Origin of the sequence: Amycolatopsis eburnea (assembly GCF_003937945.1) — a bacterium.
In the GTDB taxonomy this organism is placed as follows: domain Bacteria; phylum Actinomycetota; class Actinomycetes; order Mycobacteriales; family Pseudonocardiaceae; genus Amycolatopsis; species Amycolatopsis eburnea.
Window position 1 is genome coordinate 1,445,135 of record NZ_RSEC01000058.1, and the last position, 16,533, is coordinate 1,461,667.

Genomic DNA, 16,533 nt, shown 5'->3' on the forward strand with positions numbered 1-16,533 from the left:
ATCTCGACGCTAGAGCGGGTGTCCAGCGGTTATTCGCTGCGCTCCAGCAGCGTCCGCGTCGCGGTGAGCACGAGCCGGCAGACCTCTTCGGGGTCGGCGCTGGCCAGTGGCTCCTTGCCGGAGATCTCGCGGACCAGCGCGATGCCCATCAGCCACGCCAGCGCGAGGTCGGCGCGCAGCTCGGCGTCCGGGGCGTCGGTCAGCGTCGCCAGCACCCGCGCGTACTCCTCGCCGATCTCCTGCCGGATCGCGGCCGCGACGCCGTCGCTGCCCGACGAGCGCAGGTACGTCTCCAGCGTCCGGTTCCCCGCGCCGTCGGGCGCCAGCATGCTGCGCAAGGAAGCGCTGAAGAGCCGCTCGGGCGGCGTGGCGGCCAGCTGTTCGCGCCCGTTGCGCGCGATGACCGCCTCGAACAGCGCTTCCTTGCTGCCGAAGTAGCGGAAGAGCAGCGACTGGTTGACCCCGGCGAGCTTGGCGATGTCCCGCACGGTCGTCCGGTCGAAGCCGCGTTCGGCGAACAGCTCCGCGGCGGCGTCGAGCAACGCCAGCCGCGTCGCGGCCGCGTCCCGCTTCCGGCCGGGCTGTTCGCTCACCGGTGCAGGTTAACCGGCAAACCGGACGCGCGTGCGGTCGCCTAGCCGCCGGTCCGGCAATGCGCCCCAATGTGGCCTTGGTTGCGTCTGACGCACCGAAGGCCACATTGGGGCGCTTGGCCCGAGCGGTAACCGGACGTGCGTGCGGTCGCCTAGTCGCCGGTGAGGCGGATCGCGGCGGCCGGGCAGGTCAGCTCGGCCTGCCGGACCGCGTCCTCCTCGCCCGCCGCCGGTTCCCCGGACAGCAGCACGACCGTGCCGGTCTCCTCGTCCTGGTCGAACGTCCCGGGTGCGAGCAGCACGCACTGTCCGGAAGCGACACAGCTGGCGGTGTCGGCGGTGATCTTCACCGGGCTCACCACTCGACGGGGACGCGCTCGACGCCGCCGGCCACGCGGTTGGTGCGGACCGGGATCTCGTCGAGGCCGACCGCGAGCCGCAGGCCCGGGAACCGGCGGAACAGCTTCGGGAACACCGTCCGCAGCTCGGTGCGGGCCAGGTTGGCGCCGATGCAGACGTGCGCGCCGGTGCCGAAGGCGAGGTGCACGTTCGGCGTGCGGTCCGGGTCGAACTCGTCGGGGTCGGCGAACACGGCCGCGTCGCGGTTGGCGGCGTCGCTGGAGATGAGGACGGCGTCGCCGCGGGCGATCCGGGTGCCCGCGACCTCGACGTCTTCGTGGGCGTAGCGCAGCAGGCCGGTGCCGCTGGTGGCGGTCAGCCGCAGGATCTCCTCGACGGTCTGCGCCACCTGCCCCTCGGGGTCGGCGGCGAACCGGTCGCGGCGGGCGGTGTCGGTGAGCAGGAACAGGGTGCCCATCGCGATCCGCGTCGACGTCGTCTCGTGGCCGGCGAACAGCAGCCCGGCGCCCATCCGCGCGAGGTCGTCGTCGGTGAACGTCGGGTCGTCGGCCTGGACGGCGACCATGTCGGAGATGACGTCAGGCTGCGGGTTCGCGCGCTTCGCCTCGGCCAGCTTCGTCATGTACGCCTTGAACTCGGTCATGGCGGCCTGGGCGTCTTCGCCGCCGTCCATCCTGGCGATCCGCTCGGACAGGCCGCGGAAGTGCTCGCGGTCCTCGTAGGGCACGCCGAGCAGTTCGCAGATCACCAGCACGGGCAACGGGAACGCGAGGAAGTCGGTGAGGTCGACCGGCGCGTCCGGGGCGGCGGCGCGGGCGGCCTCGAGGTCGTCGAGGCAGCGGTCGGTCAGCTCGGCGATCCGGTCGCCGAGGGCGCGCATGCGCGGCGCGGAGAAGGCGGGCGCCAGCATCCGGCGCATCCGCTTGTGCTCGCGCTCCTCGCTTTCGAAGTCCCCGCTCGGCCCGTCCTGCACCGCGGCGTAGGAGATCCGCGACGCCTGCTCCGGAGCCGGGTGCGAGCGCCCGAACCGCTTATCGCGGAAGACTTCCTTGGCCGCTTCGTAGGAGGTGATGAGCCAGGCGGGGTCGCCGGCGGGGGTGAGCACGCGGCTCACCGGCGCCTGCCGCCGGAGCGCCTCGTAGTCCGGGGCGATTTCGAGCGCGTTGCCGCGGGCGAAGGGGAGCCGGGGCGTCTGTTCGGTGGTGGTCATGCGTCGCTCCTGGGGTTCAGTTCGGAAAGCCAGCGGAGTTCGGCGTCGAACCGCGAGAGCACGTGCCGCAGCGCGGCACGGCTCCACGGATCGGCCTGCCCGGCGGCGAGCTCGGTGAGCCGTTCGTGCTCGGCGGTCAGTGCCCGTTCCCGTACCTCGAGCACCCGCGCCCGTTCGGCCGGGCTGAGCCACCCGAAGTTCCCGACGCGCGCCAGGAACTCCTCCTGGCCGAGCGCCAGCTCCGGCGGGAAGTCCGCGAGCAGGTCGTGCAGCAGCTCCCGCCCGACGTCGGTGATCGTGTAGACGTGCCGCGGCGGCTTGGCCTCCTGCTCCTCGGCGCTGCGGCTCACCGCGCCGGCGTCGACGAAGCGCCGAAGCGTGGGGTACAGCGAGTTGTTCGACAAGGTGTGCCCGGTCGACGCCTCCACGGCTTTGCGCAGCTCGTAGCCGTGCATCGGTTCGCGGGCCAGCTTCGACAGCAGGAGGATCTCGATCCACACCTAGGTCACCGTAACCTAGTCTCCGGTGACCCAGCAATGGCTCACCGTGACATGTGGACGGAAACTTTCCGTTACCGCGGTGACGCGGAGTGGTCGGATCGGCGCTCGACGTGAGCCCTCGTCCTGTGTAGCGTTGTAAGCAGCTGCTTACAAATCTGGAGCACGGGGGTTCCGCATGACAGTCACCCACACCGAGCCGCTCTCGTACCCGTTCAACGAGGAGGCGGGCCTCGACCTCAACGAGGCTTACGCGGCCGCTCGGGAAGCCGAGGGCATGGTCCGGGTGAAGATGACCTACGGGGAGCCGGCGTGGCTGGCCACCCGGTACGCCGATGCCCGGCTCGTGCTGGGCGACCGCCGGTTTTCGCGGGCGATGGAGAAGGAGAAGGACGCGCCGCGGCGCATGCCCGCGCAGCGGGACGGCGGGATCCTGCAGATGGACCCGCCGGACCACACCCGGTTGCGGACGCTGGTCGCGAAGGCGTTCACCATGCGCCGCGTCGAGCTGCTGCGGCCGCGCGTCGCTTCGCTGGCGACGGAGCTGATCGCGGACATGAAGGCGGCCGGGGCGCCCGCCGACCTCGTCGACGCCTACGCGCTGCCCATCCCGGTCGCGGTGATCTGCGAGCTGCTCGGCGTCCCGGTCGCCGACCGGCCGAAGTTCCGCGTGTGGAGCGACGCCGCGCTGTCCACCAGCGGGCTCACGCCCGAGGAGTTCGAGCGCAACCGCGAAGAGCTGCGCGACTACATGCGCGGCCTGATCGCCGAGCACCGCACCGCGCCGCAGGACGACCTGATGACCGCGCTGATCGAGGCCCGCGACGTGCGCGACCGGCTGACCGAGCTGGAGCTCGTCGACCTCTGCGTCGGCATCCTCGTCGCCGGCCACGAGACGACCGCGAGCCAGATCCCCAACTTCGTCTACGCGCTGCAGGACCAGCACGAGCACTGGGACCGGCTGGTCGCCGACCCGGACCTGATCCCGGCCGCCGTCGAGGAGCTGCTGCGGTTCGTGCCGCTCGGCGCGGGCGCCGGGTTCGCGCGCTACGCCACCGAAGACGTCGAGGTCGGCGGGGTGCTCGTGCGGGCGGGGGAGCCGGTGCTGGTCGCGGTCGGTGCGGCGAACCGCGACGGCCTGCAGTTCGACGACGCCGAGAAGCTGCGCTTCGACCGCGGCGACAACCACCACCTCGGCTTCGGCCACGGCGTCCACCACTGCCTCGGCGCGCCGCTCGCCCGGCTGGAACTGCAGGAGGCGCTGCGCGCGTTGGTCACCGAAATGCCGGGCCTGCACCTGGCCGGCGATATCGTGTGGAAGACGCAGATGCTCGTCCGCGGACCGCGGTCGATGCCGATCGGATGGTGAGCATGAGCTGGGACGTGCGGATCGACGAACACACCTGCATCGGGTCGGGGATGTGCGCCGCCCTGATGCCGGAGGTGTTCGCGCTCGACGGCGCCGTCGCGCACACGGTGACGTCGTCGGTCGACGGCGACGAAACGGTGCTCGACGCGGCGGACTCGTGCCCGGCGATGGCGATCACGGTGACCGACGGCGGCCGCGAGATCGGCCCGCGGCCCTAGGGTGCCAGGCGCCCCCGTTCGGTCACCACGGCCGTGATCAGGCCGAACGGGGTGACGTCGAAGGCGGGGTTGAACACCTCGGTGCCCGGCGGCGCGACCGGCACCCCGGCGTACTCGGTGAGCTCGCGGGCGTCGCGTTCCTCGATGGTGATGCCCGTGCCGTCCGCGAGCCGCTCGTCCACAGTGGACGAAGGCGCGACCACGACGAACGGGACACCGTGGTGCCGCGCCGCGAGCGCCAGGCCGTAGGTGCCGATCTTGTTGGCGACGTCGCCGTTCGCCGCGATCCGGTCGGCGCCGACGAGCACGCAGTCGACCATCCCGCGGGCCATCGCGGCCGCGGCGGCGCTGTCGGGCTGGACGCGGTGGGGGACGCCGGCCTGCGCCAGCTCCCACGCCGTCAGCCGGGCGCCCTGCAGCAGCGGGCGCGTCTCGTCGACGAGCACCTCTTCGACGAGCCCGCGCTCGTGCAGGTGCCAGACGACGCCGAGGGCGCTGCCCCAGCCGACGGTCGCGAGGTGCCCGGCGTTGCAGTGGCTCAGCAGCCGCAGCGGGCGGCGCGGGCACTCGGCGAGCACGATCTCGGCGGCGTGCGCGGACGCCGTCTTGTTGAGTTCTTCGTCCTCGGTCAGCAGGGCCCGCGCCTCGGCGAGGACGGCGTCAGGACCCTGATCGAGCTTGGCGAGCGCGCGCCGGGCACCCCAGGCGAGGTTGACGGCGGTCGGGCGCGCGTGGGCGATCAGCTCCGCGTCCGCCGCGACGTCGCCACCCAGCCGGGCGGCCAGCGCGACCCCGAGCGCCCCCGCCGCCCCCAGCGCGGGCGCCCCGCGGACGGCGAGCCTCTTGATGGCGTCGACGAGTTCGCCGACCGTCCGCAGTTCGAGCAGCCGGTACTCGCCGGGCAGCGCCGTCTGGTCGATGATGACGACGGCGCCGTCCGCCCAGTCGATGGTCCTGCGCACGAAGCTGCCTCCCGCGAAATCCGGTTGCCGCGGTGGTGATGATGCGGCTGTGACCATTGAACGGCAGAACCCGCCCGGCCTGCACACCCCGCCGGGCTACCACCACGTGACGGTGAGCACGGCGACGCGCACGGTGTACCTGGCCGGCCAGTGCCCGCTCACCGCGGACGGCTCGGTGGTCGAGGGCGGCGTGCTCGCCCAGACCGACCAGGTGGTCGCCAACACGGTGGCCGCGCTGGAGTTCGCCGGCGCCGGGCCCGCGGACGTCGTGCGCACGGTGATCTACGTGGTGACCGACGACCGCGAGACCCTCTCGGCGGTGTGGGCGCGGCTGACGGCGTCCCCGATCGGCGCGGCCTTCAGCACGGCGAGCACCTTGCTCGGTGTCGCCCAGCTCGGGTACCCGGGCCAGCTGGTGGAGCTGGACGTGACGGCCGCGCTCGGCTGACCGCGGTTCAGAGACCGGCCATCAGGTCCGTTTCCGTGATCCCCGGCCCCTGCCCCCACCGGATGAACCACTCCGTGCCGAAGGCGAAGGCGAACGCGTCGTCCGGCATCGCCAGCATGAACATCTCCTCGCTGATCTGACTGGGGTGCGCGCGCATCGCCGCGCGCTTCACGGGCGCGTACTTCGCCACGTCGACCGCCGCTGTGATCTCGGCTTCCGGTTTGCCGAACTCGACGTTCTCCGGGGGTTTCGGTGCGGCCTCCGGGGGCATCAGGCCCTGCTCGACCGCCGCTTCGAAGCCGCGCTGCATGAATTCGCGGTTGAACGTCGCCTGGAAGACGCGGCTCGTGCCGGCCAGCTCGGCGGCGCGGATGCCGACGCGGTGCACCTGGATGTGGTCCGGGTGGCCGTAGTCGCCGTTGTCGTCGTAGACCGTCAGGACGTCGGCGGATTCTTCGCGCAGGATCGCCGCGAGCTGCTCGGCCGCTTTTTCGACATCGGCGCGCCAGAAGCACGACGGGTCGTCGTTCGTCGGCTCGCCCATCATCCCGGAGTCGCGGTAGCCGAGGAATTCGACGCGCTCGACGCCGAGGATCGCCGCGGCCGCGTGCGCCTCCTGGACCCGCCGGTCCTCGAGTTTTTCGCCCTCGGCCAGGAAGCCGTCGGGTACCTCGCCGACCTCGCCCTTGGTGGCGACGACGAGCACGACCCGGTGCCCCTCTTCGACGGCTTTGCGCATGACGCCCGCGGTGCGGAGGCACTCGTCGTCCGGGTGGGCGTGGAAGGTGACCAGTGTTGCCATGTCCGCGACGCTACCGAAAGGGTCCGACAAAAACCGCTCGCCGCCGTGCGGTTCTCGTCGGTGGCCGCCGCTGACCACGCCACGGCGTCCGGAGGTGGTGTTCGGGTAGTGCCGCCGGTCGGACGAGGCGCACCCGGGGCCGTTGGGGGAGGAGATCGTCGACCTGCGCGGGGTGGTGCTGCACGTGATCGAGGAGGGCCCGCGCCAGCCGTGACATCGGGGTTTTCTCGGTAGCCGCGCTGACGGGGGCGCAGCCGCAGCCGACCGGGCCACCCGGCACGCCCGCGCTCACAGCCGCTACCGAGAAAACCTCATGGGGGCGCTCGACGGCCGCCCTCCGCGAACCTCGGGGGTGTCAGCCGGCCTGGTCCTTCGGGCACCACCAGGTCGACCGGCCGCCGACCGGTGCCGTGCGCCAGTTCGGTGCCGCAGCGGGGGCAGTGGTCGCCGGGGCGGCGGTGGCCGATCAGCTCGCCGGTGTGCACGCCGCCGTGCTTGATCGCCGCGCGCAGGGACTTCCGCAGTGCCTTGTGGAGTCCGGTGAGCTCGTCGTCGTCCAGTTCGCCGACCGGCCGCGCGGGGTTGAGCCCGGCTTGCCACAGGGTCTCGTCGGCCAGCAGGTTCCCGATCCCGGCGACGACCGACTGGTCCAGCAGCCGCGCCTTGAGCGGCGCCCGTCCCCGCCCGACGCGCTCGCGGAAGTCCCGGCGCGAGACTTCGCCGGCGTCGGGCCCGAGCGCGCCGAGATCGGGGTCGAGCCGCACCCGGCCCAGCCGCCGCGGGTCGAACAACCGCAGCTGTTCGCCGTCGGCGAAGGTGATCCCGAACCGGAACCACTCGGGTTTCTCGTCCCGATCACGCCGCCGCCGGGGCGGGCCGCTTTCGTCGCCGAACCGCAGCTGCCCGGCCATCCCGAGGTGCAGGCCGAGCGTGGGCCCGGCGCTGCCGCGGCCGGTTTCGGTTTCACACCACAGTGTCTTCCCCCGCCGGTGTGCCCCGGTGAGCTTGCCGCCCCGCAGCGCGGCCCGGATGTCCCCGGGCGCGTGCGGACGGCAGACCCAGTCGTCGTGGTCGTCGACGTCCCGGATCTTCCGGTTGAGCGCCCCGGCGAGGACCTGGCGGGCGAGTTCCACTTCGGGGAGTTCCGGCACGCGGTCCAGTCTGCCGACCGCGGCGGGGGTGCGCAGAAGTCAGGCGGTCCAAGTGCCGGCGAACAGGGCGATTTCGACTCGGTCGGGCTCGTTGCCGTACTCCGGGCGACGGGCTTGCGCCGCGGCCCAGTGCAGGTAGTCCGACCAGGTGCTGGTCCACCAGCCCGTCGTGTACTTCCGGGCCGGGCCTGCGTCCTCGGGCAGCCGTCGCGCCACGACCTGGTCGAGGATCAACGGCTGGACGCCCCCTTCGCCGCGGCGGTACCCGGCGAAGTAGAGGAGCTTCGAGAAGAACGCCGCCCCGAGGCCGGGCACCTTCGCCGTGGTGCCGAACCGTTCGTAGCAGTCGAGCACGACGTCCGGGGTGACGTCCGCCCGAAGCGGGCCCAGCGCCGTTTCCAGGCGTCCGGCCGCGTCCGGCTGTGCCAGGACCCGGGTGGTCCGGTGCGGCCCGTAGCCGCGGATCCCGTGGCCCCAGGCCAGGACCCCGGCCGTGAACTGCACGGTCGAGACGTCTTCGGCTCGCCAGCGATCCGCGAGTGAGAACACCTCGGTGCGCCGGACTTCGCCGGTCAGCGCGAAGTCCGGCGGCCACGTTCCCGGCGGGAGCCGCTCCGCCCAACGGGCCGGGTCGACCGAAATCGGGCGGCCCTCGCCGGGCAAGGAAACGTACGGCATGCGCGGGTAGTTGTCTTCGCAGAGCCGCTCATTACAGCGTTCGATGGCCACGAAGCCTTCAGGACAGCTCGGCCGTCGCCGTCGTCTCCCACGCGAAGCCGTCCGGGTCGGTGAACGGCTCGGCCGTGCCGTTGACCGCGAGCCGGTGCGAGCCCGTGCCCTCGGGGGCCACGCCCGCGTCCTTCGCCAGGGCCTTGCGCCGGTACAGCGCCAGCTTGACCGGGCTCGTGCTCTCGAACTCCACGTACATCCGGCCGAAGCTCTTGCCGACGGTGAAGCCGTGGTCGGCGTAGAACTTTTTGCTCGCCGCCACGTCGGCGACGCCCAGCAGCAGCACGACCTGGCCGAATTCGCGGGTGGCCGGGCCGGTGTTCTTCTTCGCCGACGTCGCGATCTTCCAGATCGTCCCGTCCGGGGACCGGACGACCGCGCCGTAACCCCACATGGACTTCGCGGGTGCCTTGAGCGTCGTCGCGCCGGCCTCGAGGGCCGTGCCGACCAGGGAGTCGACGTCGGCGGGCTGGGCGACGACCAGGGAGAGGGTGAAGCCGCGGAAGCCGGTGGACGGCTCCTGCGCGGCGCGGAAGCGCAGCGGGACGGTGGGTCCGAAGGCGGCGGCGTGGAAGCGCTCGGCGGCCGCGGGGTCGGCCACCTCGAGGGTGATGGTGTCGATGTTCGTCATGCCGGTAACGCTAGGTCCGCGCCGCCGGCCGGCGCTTCTCGATTCCTGACCGGTCCGCGCTAAACCGTTCGGCCCAGTCGCGCGTGGTCCGGCTGACCCGGCACGGCACGAGAGGACGGCGATGGGGTTCGCGGAGCAGGTGGACGAGATGGTCGAGCGGATCATCGACGAGGCGATCGAGTTCTTCATGGCCTCGCGCGGCTGGCGGCGCAACGTCCACGGCAACTACGAACAGTGGCCGGCCGGCGACGGCACGCAGATCACCCCGCCCGGCAGCCCTTCGCGCACGTCGGGCGGCCAGGTGATCGGCGGCGGCTTTCCCGGCTACTACGGCGGCTTCGAGTACGGCGCCGGCCGCAACGCCGGCTCGCTGGTCTACGGCCACTTCGAGACGACCATCCGCGAGCTGTTCCGCCCGTGGCGCACGATCCCCGACCCGGCGGCCTTCGACGACTACCTCGACCAGGTCCGCGACGCCGCCTGGTCGGTGTCGCTGACCAGCGCCGCCGACCGGGTCAGCTCGGTCGGCAACGCCGCGCTGGACACCGTCGGCTACCTGCAGGAGAAGATCGGCGGCGAGAACATGCGCGGCGCCACGATCTTCGCGTTCGACCAGAACTTCTGCACCCCGCTGCCGACGGTGCTCCACGGCCAGTACGCCGTCGCGCTGCTCGCCGGCGTGACGCTGCTCGGGGAGAAGGAGATCTGGGCGAAGGCGCGGGAGGACGTCCACGCCATCGCCGAGAAGATGCTCGAAGCGATGAAGGACCGCGGCTCGGCCGTCGCCGACCTCGGCACGATCACCGCGTTGTTCGCGCTCGCGGCGGCCTTCCCGACGCCCGCGCAGCCGATCCTGGCCGGCGTCGGCGCGGCGCTCCCCGCGCTGGAGACGTTGCTCAACGCCGGTGACGAGCCGAACAAGCAGCCGGTCGAGTTCGCCGGCGGCACGCCCGAGAAGGTGATCGCGAGCGCGTCGGAGGCGCTGAAGACGCTGGCGCGGACGATCCGCGGCTGCGAGGACGACATCAAGGGCAAGATCAAGGACGGGATGGAGACCGTCACGCGGCGGTCGGGGTCGTTCGCGATGCCGAAGCCGAAACTGCTCGAGGTCGTCGACGTCAGCGGGATCAAAGTGGACCTGGAGGTGCTGCACTTCCTCGCCACCGACACGCTGCCGCAGATCGAAAAGCAGATCAACGCGGGCGCGGACCTCGTCTACTGGGGCTCGATGTGCGGCGCCGCCTGGTACCGCTCGTCCGAGCTCGGGGTGTCCGACACGACGGACGGGCCGTTCCCGGCGTGGCAGGAACTGGCGGCGCTGGCCGGCAACCTGATGTCCGACCTCGCCTGGGAGGTCAAGGAGAGCGCGGCCCACCTGCAGATCGCGGCCGACCGCCACGGCCGCACCGAGGCCGAGATCACCGAGTCCCTGCGCCGCCACGCCCGCAAGCTCGAAGGCTTCGCCGGTCACGACCCGATCGGCACGGCGAGCCGGTGGCTGGACGAGCACCCCTGAAAAACCGTTGGACGGGGTCGCGAGGGGTTGGTAGCTTGCCGTCGAACCGTGATTTTGCCCGAGGAGGTGGGACCCGTGAACGCTGGATCGCAGTGGGTGCTCCCCTCGTTGTCACGGTCTGGCGGCTGACGCAGGGGCCGCCGGGAGCGCTGCAAGTGAAGCACTCCCGAAAGGCAATCCCATGAATTCTCTGCATTCCGAACCCGCGGTGGTGATCACGCGGGTGGCGGAGCACCAGTGGCACGCCCTGTCCGACGACCGCGTGGTCGGCCGCGGCGAAGCGTCCACGCGTCCCGACGGGCGCCTGTTCCTCAGCATCGACACGTGGCACGACGCGGAGTTCGCGCGTCTCGCGTCCGCGATGCTGGCCGCCCTGCCGAGGCCGCTGTACACGGTGGTCGACGAAGCCGACAGCGCCTTGAAAACCCAGTGGGAGCGCGCCGGTTTCGCGATCCGGCGGCGCGAGTGGGAGTACGTCGTGCCCACTTCGCCAGGGTCTCCTGCCGGCGTGACCATCGCCCCGGCGACGGACGAGGACCTGTTGCGTTCGCTCGACGACGCCGTCCGCGCGGAGGTGTCGGCTTCGGTCGGGTGGTCTTCGATGCCCGCCGAGGTGCTGGCTCCGGCCACAATGGACTTGGCCAAGTACGTCGTGGCTTCGGAGTCCGGCGCGTACGTCGGCCTGGTTCGCCTTGGACCGGTGCGGCGCCAGACCCGGCTCGGGCTGATCGCGGTCCGCGCCGACCGGCAGCGCCGGGGGATCGGGCGGGCGTTGCTGACCTACGTGCTGGATTCGTTGTACGGCAAGGGCATCGAGTCCGTTTCGTTCGAAGTCGACGAAGGCAATCCGGCGGCGATCGCGTTGGCCTCCGGTGTCGGCGCGCGTCGCACGGGCAGCACCGTCGAACTGGTGGTGCGCTGATGGGCGGCAAGGGCGGGATCGAAGTCGAAGGCACGGTGCTCGAGTGCCTCCGCGACGCGACTTTCCGCGTGGAGCTGGAGAACGGGCACAAGGTGCTCGCGCACATCAGCGGGAAGATCCGGAAGAACTACATCAAGATCCTGCCGTTCGACCGGGTGCTGGTGGAGCTGAGCCCGTATGACCTGAACCGGGGTCGGATCCTGTTCCGGTACCGGAATTGAGTGCCCCGCCGTCGCCGGGGCTCCGCGCCCCGGCGACGCGCGGTCACGGCAATGATCCGGCCCAGTGGCGAAGGACCCGGTCGGCCAGCCATCGGACAACTTCGATGTCCGCGCCTAGATCCCGGGCTTCCCGACTGTCCGGGAGTAGCGGCTTGGCGGCCTTGCCCGCACCACCTTCCTTGGCATGGACGATCCGGCATCGAATCTCGTACACGCGCGCGACGAGATCAGGCCGGTAGTCGTGTCCGGCGACGGGATTTCCGGCGGCGTCGGCCGGGAGCACGTGAACGTCTTCGATGACGGTCGGATCGCACAAGACCTGAAATCTCCGGTTCCCGCGAAGAAATCCTCCCGCCTGCACTGCAGTCGCCGCCCTCTCCATGACCGCGGAGAGTTTGTTCCGCTCCAAGCGGAGGCTGTCGTTCGCCTGGTTGCCCGAGGGGAACGGGGTGGTCGCCTTGCCGATGCTCGGGGCGTTCTGCCGTGTCGCGAGATCGTCGGCGGCTTGCCGCATGTAGTACTCGAGAACCTGGTAGTACTTGAGGTAACGCTCGAGCGGGTCCCGGTCGGTGCGGCCGCCCGCCGAGTAGAGTCCGGCTGGAATGGTGTCGTACTTGCGGCTGGGAAACCGGATCTTGCCGGTCGCGGTCGCCGGTCCTCCCGAGGTCAGGCGGTAGGCCGAGTCCCAGAGGCGGAATGAGAGGTCCGCGGAATTGGCGATCTCGTGCAGGTAGCTCGTTCCGTGGTCGACGAGTACTTGTTCGGCGGCCGCCAGGTCCGAGATTCCGAATCCCGTGAGTTCCAGTGCCACCCAGCTCCCGCCCTGGTACCGGCGACGGTACAGCGTCACCAGTTCTGGGCTCGCCGTCTTCAATCGGATACTTCTCGCCGGGATCGCAGGATGCGTTGTCACGAGCGATCCGTGCTCGGCGAGCTCGCCGAGCACGTCTCGCCCGAGGATGCTGTCCGGCGGCACCGTTGTGCGGGGCTTGAGCCGGACCATCCGATGGGCCAACACGGTGACCAGCTCATCGCGGTCTCCGGCCAGGCGCGCGGTGATGCGGTCCTCCTCCGGGTACCACAGCGAGTGCCGTCGGGGAATCGGATGCGCCGTCCGGACGATCCGGCTGAAGGCGTCCAGGTGCTCGGCCGAAGTGATGCGCCGCACGAACTTCTCGGTGCCGTCGTAGTTCAAGAAGACGAGTCGCGCGTCTTCTCTCGAGCCGCGTTTACCACTCCACTCGAGGCGGATGTCCGATCGGGTGGCTGACTCGGCCTTCAGCCGGGCGATTGCCTCGATGTACGTGGTTGGTGGATCTTCAGGCCAGCAGTCGTCGTCCCAGTCTTCGTTCGCTTCCAATCCGGCTCAGTACTCCTTCTTGATCACGAAGTACGAGCCCCGGATCGTCCCTGCCAGCTTTGACTTCTGGCGCGCGAACTTGAACCCGTCCAGCTCCGCGGGCACCGCCATCCCCTCCGACAGCTTGAACCCCACCGCGCGCTTCCCGGACTCCTCGATCGTGTACATCACGTTGATCGACAGGCCGCTCTCGTAGAACACGTACGCCATCCGGATGCCCTCGACCTCGAACGCCGTCGCTTCGAGCGGGCGCGACTCGATGACGATGCCGCGCTCCTCCCGCAGGATCCGGTGTACCCACTCGACGGCCGACGGGACCTCGGCCGCGGGGGAAACCGTGAACACGTGGTCGTACTTGTTCTTGAAGTACCGGGCCTCGTTCGCGCGCAGGCCGGCCAGGGCGGCGGCGACCGGGGACGACTCCAGGCCGGTGGTCGAGACGGTCGTGAAGTCCACGGCGCGGGGCATGGCTCCTCCTGAGTCGGTGTCGGGTGCTTCTAAGCGGGCAGGGCGCGCCGCAGGAATTCGGTCGTCAGGGTCCAGGCGCGGGCGGCTGCCTCGGGGTGGTGGAACATCGGGGCGACGTGGTTGTGGAACGCGTGGCCCGCCTCCTCCTGCACGTGGATCTCCGCGCCCGGGTGCGTGGCCACCGCCGCCTCCACGAGCGCCACGTCCGAGCGTGGGATGTACGGGTCCTGGCCGCCGAAGTGGAACTGGATCGGGCACGTCACCCGGGACAGGTCCGCGATCGACGCCGCCACCGTCGAGCCGTAGAACGACACCGCCGTGTCCGGGTCGCCTTCGGCCGCCGCCGCGAAGGCCAGGGAGCCGCCCAGGCAGAAGCCCAGCAGGCCCACGCCGCCGGCCACCGACGGCAGGGAACGGAGGTGGGCCATCGCCTCCAGCACGTCCGCGAGCCCCAGTTCCGGGTCGAACGACGCGGCCACCTCCATCGACGCCGCGACGCCCGCCTCGTCGTGCGTCGACGACCAGCCGGGCGCCGTGCGCCGGAACAGTTCCGGGATCGCCACCACGTAGCCCGCCGCCGCCAGGTCCGCGGCCACCGAGCGCAGGTAGTCGTCCAGGCCGAAGATCTCCTGGATCAGCACCAGGCCGGGGCCGCGGCCGGACGGCGGGTGCCACATCGGGAGGTCGGTCATCGCAGTGCCCTTTCCAGGATGTCGGCGACCAGTGCGGCCTGGTGGCCGTCCGGGTCGAGGTCGGGGTCGAACACCGTCAGCTCGAAGCCCGCCGCGCCCGGCCGCGCCAGCAGTTCACGCAGCACCGAGACCAGCGTCGCGGGGTCGAGCCCGCCGGGGTCGGGACTGTCCACCGCGGACACGTACTCGGGATCGAGGACGTCGATGTCCACGTGGACCCAGAACCCGTCCAGGCCCGCGAACGCCGGCGGCACCGCGGCGCCGGCCATCAGCGCCTCCGACGTGACATGGGCGATGCCCGCCGCCGCCAGCTGGGCGGACTCGGCGGACCGCACGCCCAGCACCAGGACGTCCTCGTCGCGGACGTACGGCCGGAGCCCGTCGATGGCGGCGAGGTCGTCCGCGCCGCGGCCGGTCATGATCGCCAGGTCTTCGCCCGCCGCCGCGCCCACGTGGTCGGCGGCGGGCAGGTGGCGGAAGTCGTCGTGGCCGTCGAGGTAGGCGATGCCGTAGCGGCCGGACCGGCGCAGCGCCAGCATCGCGCCCAGCGAGATCGAGCAGTCGCCGCCCAGCACCACCGGGAAGCCGCCGCCGGCGCGGATCGACGCGATCCGGTCCGCGAGCGCGCGCGTGTAGGACGCGATCGCCGCCGCGTTGCGGACGCCGTCGCCCGGCTGCCAGGTGCCCACGTACCGCCCCGGCGTCACGACACCGCCGTCCGACGCGCCCAGCCGGCCCAGGATGCCCAGGTCGCGCAGCACCCCCGGCGTCTTGTAGCAGCCGGGCGCCGCGCCCTCGGCCGGCGGGCGCAGGCCCAGGTTGGACGGAGCGTCGAGCAGGATCAAGTTCCCCACCGGGTCACCGTACTGGCTCTCGCCCCGGTCGCGTCCTAAGTTGGGAGACCGACCTAGGAGGCGCGATGGCCGAACGCACCAAGTACATCCTGGACGAAGACGATCTCCCGACGCAGTGGTACAACGTCGTTCCCGACCTGCCCGAGCCACCCCCGCCGCCGCTGCACCCCGGTACCCGCGAGCCGGTCGGGCCGGACGACCTGGCGCCGCTCTTCCCGCAGGCGCTCATCGCCCAGGAAGTGACGACCGATCGCTATGTCGACATCCCGGAGGAGGTCCGGGAGGTCTACCGGCTGTGGCGCCCGTCGCCGCTGTTCCGCGCGCGGCGGCTGGAGAAGGCGCTCGGCACCCCGGCGCGGATCTACTACAAGTACGAAGGCGTCAGCCCGGTCGGCTCACACAAGCCGAACACCGCGGTGCCGCAGGCGTTCTACAACGCGCAGGAGGGCGTCACCCGGCTGACCACCGAGACCGGGGCCGGCCAGTGGGGGAGCGCGCTCGCGTTCGCCTGCGCGCAGTACGGCCTCGAGTGCGAGGTCTGGCAGGTGCGGGCGTCCTACGACCAGAAGCCCTACCGCAAGCTGATGATGGAGACGTTCGGCGCGACCGTCCACCCCAGCCCGTCCGAGCTGACGGAGTCCGGGAAGGCCATCCTCGCCGAGCACCCGGACTCGACCGGCAGCCTCGGCATCGCGATCAGCGAGGCCGTCGAGCAGGCCGCGCAGGACCCGAACACGCGGTACGCGCTGGGCAGCGTGCTCAACCACGTGCTGCTGCACCAGACGATCATCGGCGAAGAGGCGCTGAAGCAGTTCGAGCTGGCCGGCGACACCCCGGACGTGCTCGTGGGCTGCACCGGCGGCGGCTCGAACTTCGGCGGGCTCGCCTTCCCGTTCCTGCGCGAGAAGCTGGCCGGCCGGATGGACCCGGTGATCCGCGCGGTCGAGCCGGCCGCGTGCCCGACGCTGACGCGCGGCACGTACGCCTACGACTTCGGCGACACGGCCGGGCTCACGCCGCTGCTCAAGATGCACACGCTCGGCCACGACTTCATCCCGGACCCGATCCACGCGGGCGGCCTGCGCTACCACGGCATGTCGCCGCTGATCTCGCACATCTACGAGCTCGGCCTGATCGAGGCGATCGCCGTCGGGCAGCAGGAGTGCTTCGCGGCGGGGGTGCGGTTCGCGCGCTCGGAGGGGATCATCCCGGCGCCGGAGCCGACGCACGCGCTCGCGGCGTGCATCCAGGAAGCGTTGCGGTGCAAGGAAACCGGGGAGGAGAAGGTGATCCTCACGGCGTTGTGCGGCCACGCGCACCTGGACCTGCCGGCGTACGGCGCTTACCTGGCCGGCGACATGGTAGACAACGAGCTGTCCGCGGCCACCCTCGAAGCCTCGCTGGCCACCCTGCCGTAGTTCCAGCGTGCCGTTAAGGGGCTCTTCGTATTGATCTGTGGGTGGTCACCGGCCTGGGAGGTCGGGTCGGTGACCGCCGAGGGCGAGCATGGCCAGCGCCATCAGGGAACGG

The 16,533-nt window shown here is 71.3% G+C and carries 20 protein-coding genes; 7 read left to right on the forward strand and 13 right to left on the reverse strand.

The genetic code is table 11. The features are described 5' to 3' along the window. Positions 1–29 precede the first annotated feature (29 nt). The 4 genes from EIY87_RS31935 to EIY87_RS31950 form a co-directional block, all read right to left on the reverse strand. Positions 30–593 carry a TetR/AcrR family transcriptional regulator gene (locus tag EIY87_RS31935; RefSeq protein ID WP_125313494.1) on the reverse strand — a complete coding sequence of 188 codons (564 nt, stop codon included), beginning with the start codon at positions 591–593 and terminating at the stop codon, positions 30–32. Between the two features lie 152 nt (positions 594–745). Further along, a complete protein-coding gene (locus EIY87_RS31940) occupies positions 746–943 on the reverse strand; it encodes a ferredoxin (RefSeq protein WP_125313495.1) in 198 nt (65 codons plus the stop codon). A gap of 5 nt (positions 944–948) precedes the next feature. Next, positions 949–2,163 carry a cytochrome P450 gene (locus EIY87_RS31945; protein WP_125313496.1) on the reverse strand — a complete coding sequence of 405 codons (1,215 nt, stop codon included), beginning with the start codon at positions 2,161–2,163 and terminating at the stop codon, positions 949–951. Next, entirely contained in the window at positions 2,160–2,663 is a 504-nt protein-coding gene (locus EIY87_RS31950; RefSeq protein ID WP_125313497.1) for a PadR family transcriptional regulator, read from the reverse strand. The genes EIY87_RS31945 and EIY87_RS31950 overlap by 4 nt, the downstream gene beginning before the upstream one ends. 175 nt (positions 2,664–2,838) lie before the next feature. Between EIY87_RS31950 and EIY87_RS31955 the strand changes: the two genes are divergently transcribed. Both EIY87_RS31955 and EIY87_RS31960 read left to right on the forward strand, forming a co-directional pair. Beyond that, the gene (locus EIY87_RS31955; protein ID WP_125313498.1) at positions 2,839–4,029 is read left to right on the forward strand and encodes a cytochrome P450; all 1,191 of its coding nucleotides are present in this window, start codon (positions 2,839–2,841) and stop codon (positions 4,027–4,029) included. Further along, positions 4,023–4,247 carry a ferredoxin gene (locus EIY87_RS31960; RefSeq protein ID WP_125313499.1) on the forward strand — a complete coding sequence of 75 codons (225 nt, stop codon included), beginning with the start codon at positions 4,023–4,025 and terminating at the stop codon, positions 4,245–4,247. The genes EIY87_RS31955 and EIY87_RS31960 overlap by 7 nt, the downstream gene beginning before the upstream one ends. On the opposite strand, the gene mtnA is transcribed toward EIY87_RS31960, so the two are convergent. Then, positions 4,244–5,209, reverse strand: a complete 966-nt coding sequence (gene mtnA, locus EIY87_RS31965) for an S-methyl-5-thioribose-1-phosphate isomerase (RefSeq protein WP_125313500.1) — start codon at positions 5,207–5,209, stop codon at positions 4,244–4,246. The genes EIY87_RS31960 and mtnA overlap by 4 nt on opposite strands. Before the next feature lie 49 nt (positions 5,210–5,258). Here mtnA and EIY87_RS31970 point away from each other — a divergent pair, with 49 nt between their 5' ends. Beyond that, entirely contained in the window at positions 5,259–5,657 is a 399-nt protein-coding gene (locus tag EIY87_RS31970; protein ID WP_125313501.1) for a RidA family protein, read from the forward strand. 7 nt (positions 5,658–5,664) lie between these two features. On the opposite strand, the gene EIY87_RS31975 is transcribed toward EIY87_RS31970, so the two are convergent. The 4 genes from EIY87_RS31975 to EIY87_RS31990 all read right to left on the reverse strand — a co-directional run bounded on the left by EIY87_RS31975 (position 5,665) and on the right by EIY87_RS31990 (position 8,970). Then, positions 5,665–6,459, reverse strand: a complete 795-nt coding sequence (locus EIY87_RS31975) for a PIG-L family deacetylase (protein WP_125313502.1) — start codon at positions 6,457–6,459, stop codon at positions 5,665–5,667. 311 nt (positions 6,460–6,770) lie between these two features. Next, complete coding sequence (locus tag EIY87_RS31980; RefSeq protein ID WP_225440146.1) at positions 6,771–7,610, reverse strand: Fpg/Nei family DNA glycosylase; 840 nt, start codon at positions 7,608–7,610, stop codon at positions 6,771–6,773. 39 nt (positions 7,611–7,649) lie between these two features. Then, entirely contained in the window at positions 7,650–8,339 is a 690-nt protein-coding gene (locus EIY87_RS31985; RefSeq protein ID WP_125313503.1) for an 8-oxoguanine DNA glycosylase OGG fold protein, read from the reverse strand. Positions 8,340–8,346: 7 nt separating this feature from the next. Further along, positions 8,347–8,970, reverse strand: a complete 624-nt coding sequence (locus EIY87_RS31990) for a VOC family protein (RefSeq protein ID WP_125313504.1) — start codon at positions 8,968–8,970, stop codon at positions 8,347–8,349. 121 nt (positions 8,971–9,091) lie between these two features. On the opposite strand from EIY87_RS31990, the gene EIY87_RS31995 reads away from it, so the two are divergent. The 3 genes from EIY87_RS31995 to infA all read left to right on the forward strand — a co-directional run bounded on the left by EIY87_RS31995 (position 9,092) and on the right by infA (position 11,629). Continuing rightward, complete coding sequence (locus tag EIY87_RS31995; RefSeq protein WP_125313505.1) at positions 9,092–10,486, forward strand: hypothetical protein; 1,395 nt, start codon at positions 9,092–9,094, stop codon at positions 10,484–10,486. 181 nt (positions 10,487–10,667) lie between these two features. After that, on the forward strand, positions 10,668–11,408 hold the full coding sequence (locus tag EIY87_RS32000; RefSeq protein ID WP_125313506.1) for a GNAT family N-acetyltransferase: 741 nt from the start codon (positions 10,668–10,670) through the stop codon (positions 11,406–11,408). Further along, positions 11,408–11,629 (forward strand): translation initiation factor IF-1, encoded by a 222-nt coding sequence (gene infA / locus EIY87_RS32005; protein ID WP_086862560.1) that lies wholly within the window; start codon positions 11,408–11,410, stop codon positions 11,627–11,629. The genes EIY87_RS32000 and infA overlap by 1 nt, the downstream gene beginning before the upstream one ends. A gap of 43 nt (positions 11,630–11,672) precedes the next feature. Here infA and EIY87_RS32010 read toward each other — a convergent pair whose 3' ends face one another. The 4 genes from EIY87_RS32010 to EIY87_RS32025 are packed head-to-tail and all read right to left on the reverse strand — an operon-like array spanning position 11,673 to position 15,003. After that, a complete protein-coding gene (locus EIY87_RS32010; protein ID WP_125313507.1) occupies positions 11,673–12,989 on the reverse strand; it encodes a hypothetical protein in 1,317 nt (438 codons plus the stop codon). A 6-nt stretch (positions 12,990–12,995) separates the two neighbouring features. Continuing rightward, complete coding sequence (locus EIY87_RS32015; RefSeq protein WP_125313508.1) at positions 12,996–13,457, reverse strand: phage tail protein; 462 nt, start codon at positions 13,455–13,457, stop codon at positions 12,996–12,998. A gap of 29 nt (positions 13,458–13,486) precedes the next feature. Further along, a complete protein-coding gene (locus EIY87_RS32020) occupies positions 13,487–14,149 on the reverse strand; it encodes a dienelactone hydrolase family protein (protein WP_125313509.1) in 663 nt (220 codons plus the stop codon). After that, positions 14,146–15,003: an arginase family protein gene (locus EIY87_RS32025; RefSeq protein WP_125313510.1), complete on the reverse strand. Its 858-nt coding sequence runs from the start codon at positions 15,001–15,003 to the stop codon at positions 14,146–14,148. Before EIY87_RS32025 ends, EIY87_RS32020 begins: the two co-directional genes overlap by 4 nt. A 65-nt stretch (positions 15,004–15,068) precedes the next feature. On the opposite strand from EIY87_RS32025, the gene EIY87_RS32030 reads away from it, so the two are divergent. Beyond that, a complete protein-coding gene (locus EIY87_RS32030; protein ID WP_125313511.1) occupies positions 15,069–16,421 on the forward strand; it encodes a TrpB-like pyridoxal phosphate-dependent enzyme in 1,353 nt (450 codons plus the stop codon). Positions 16,422–16,533: the final 112 nt, after the last annotated feature.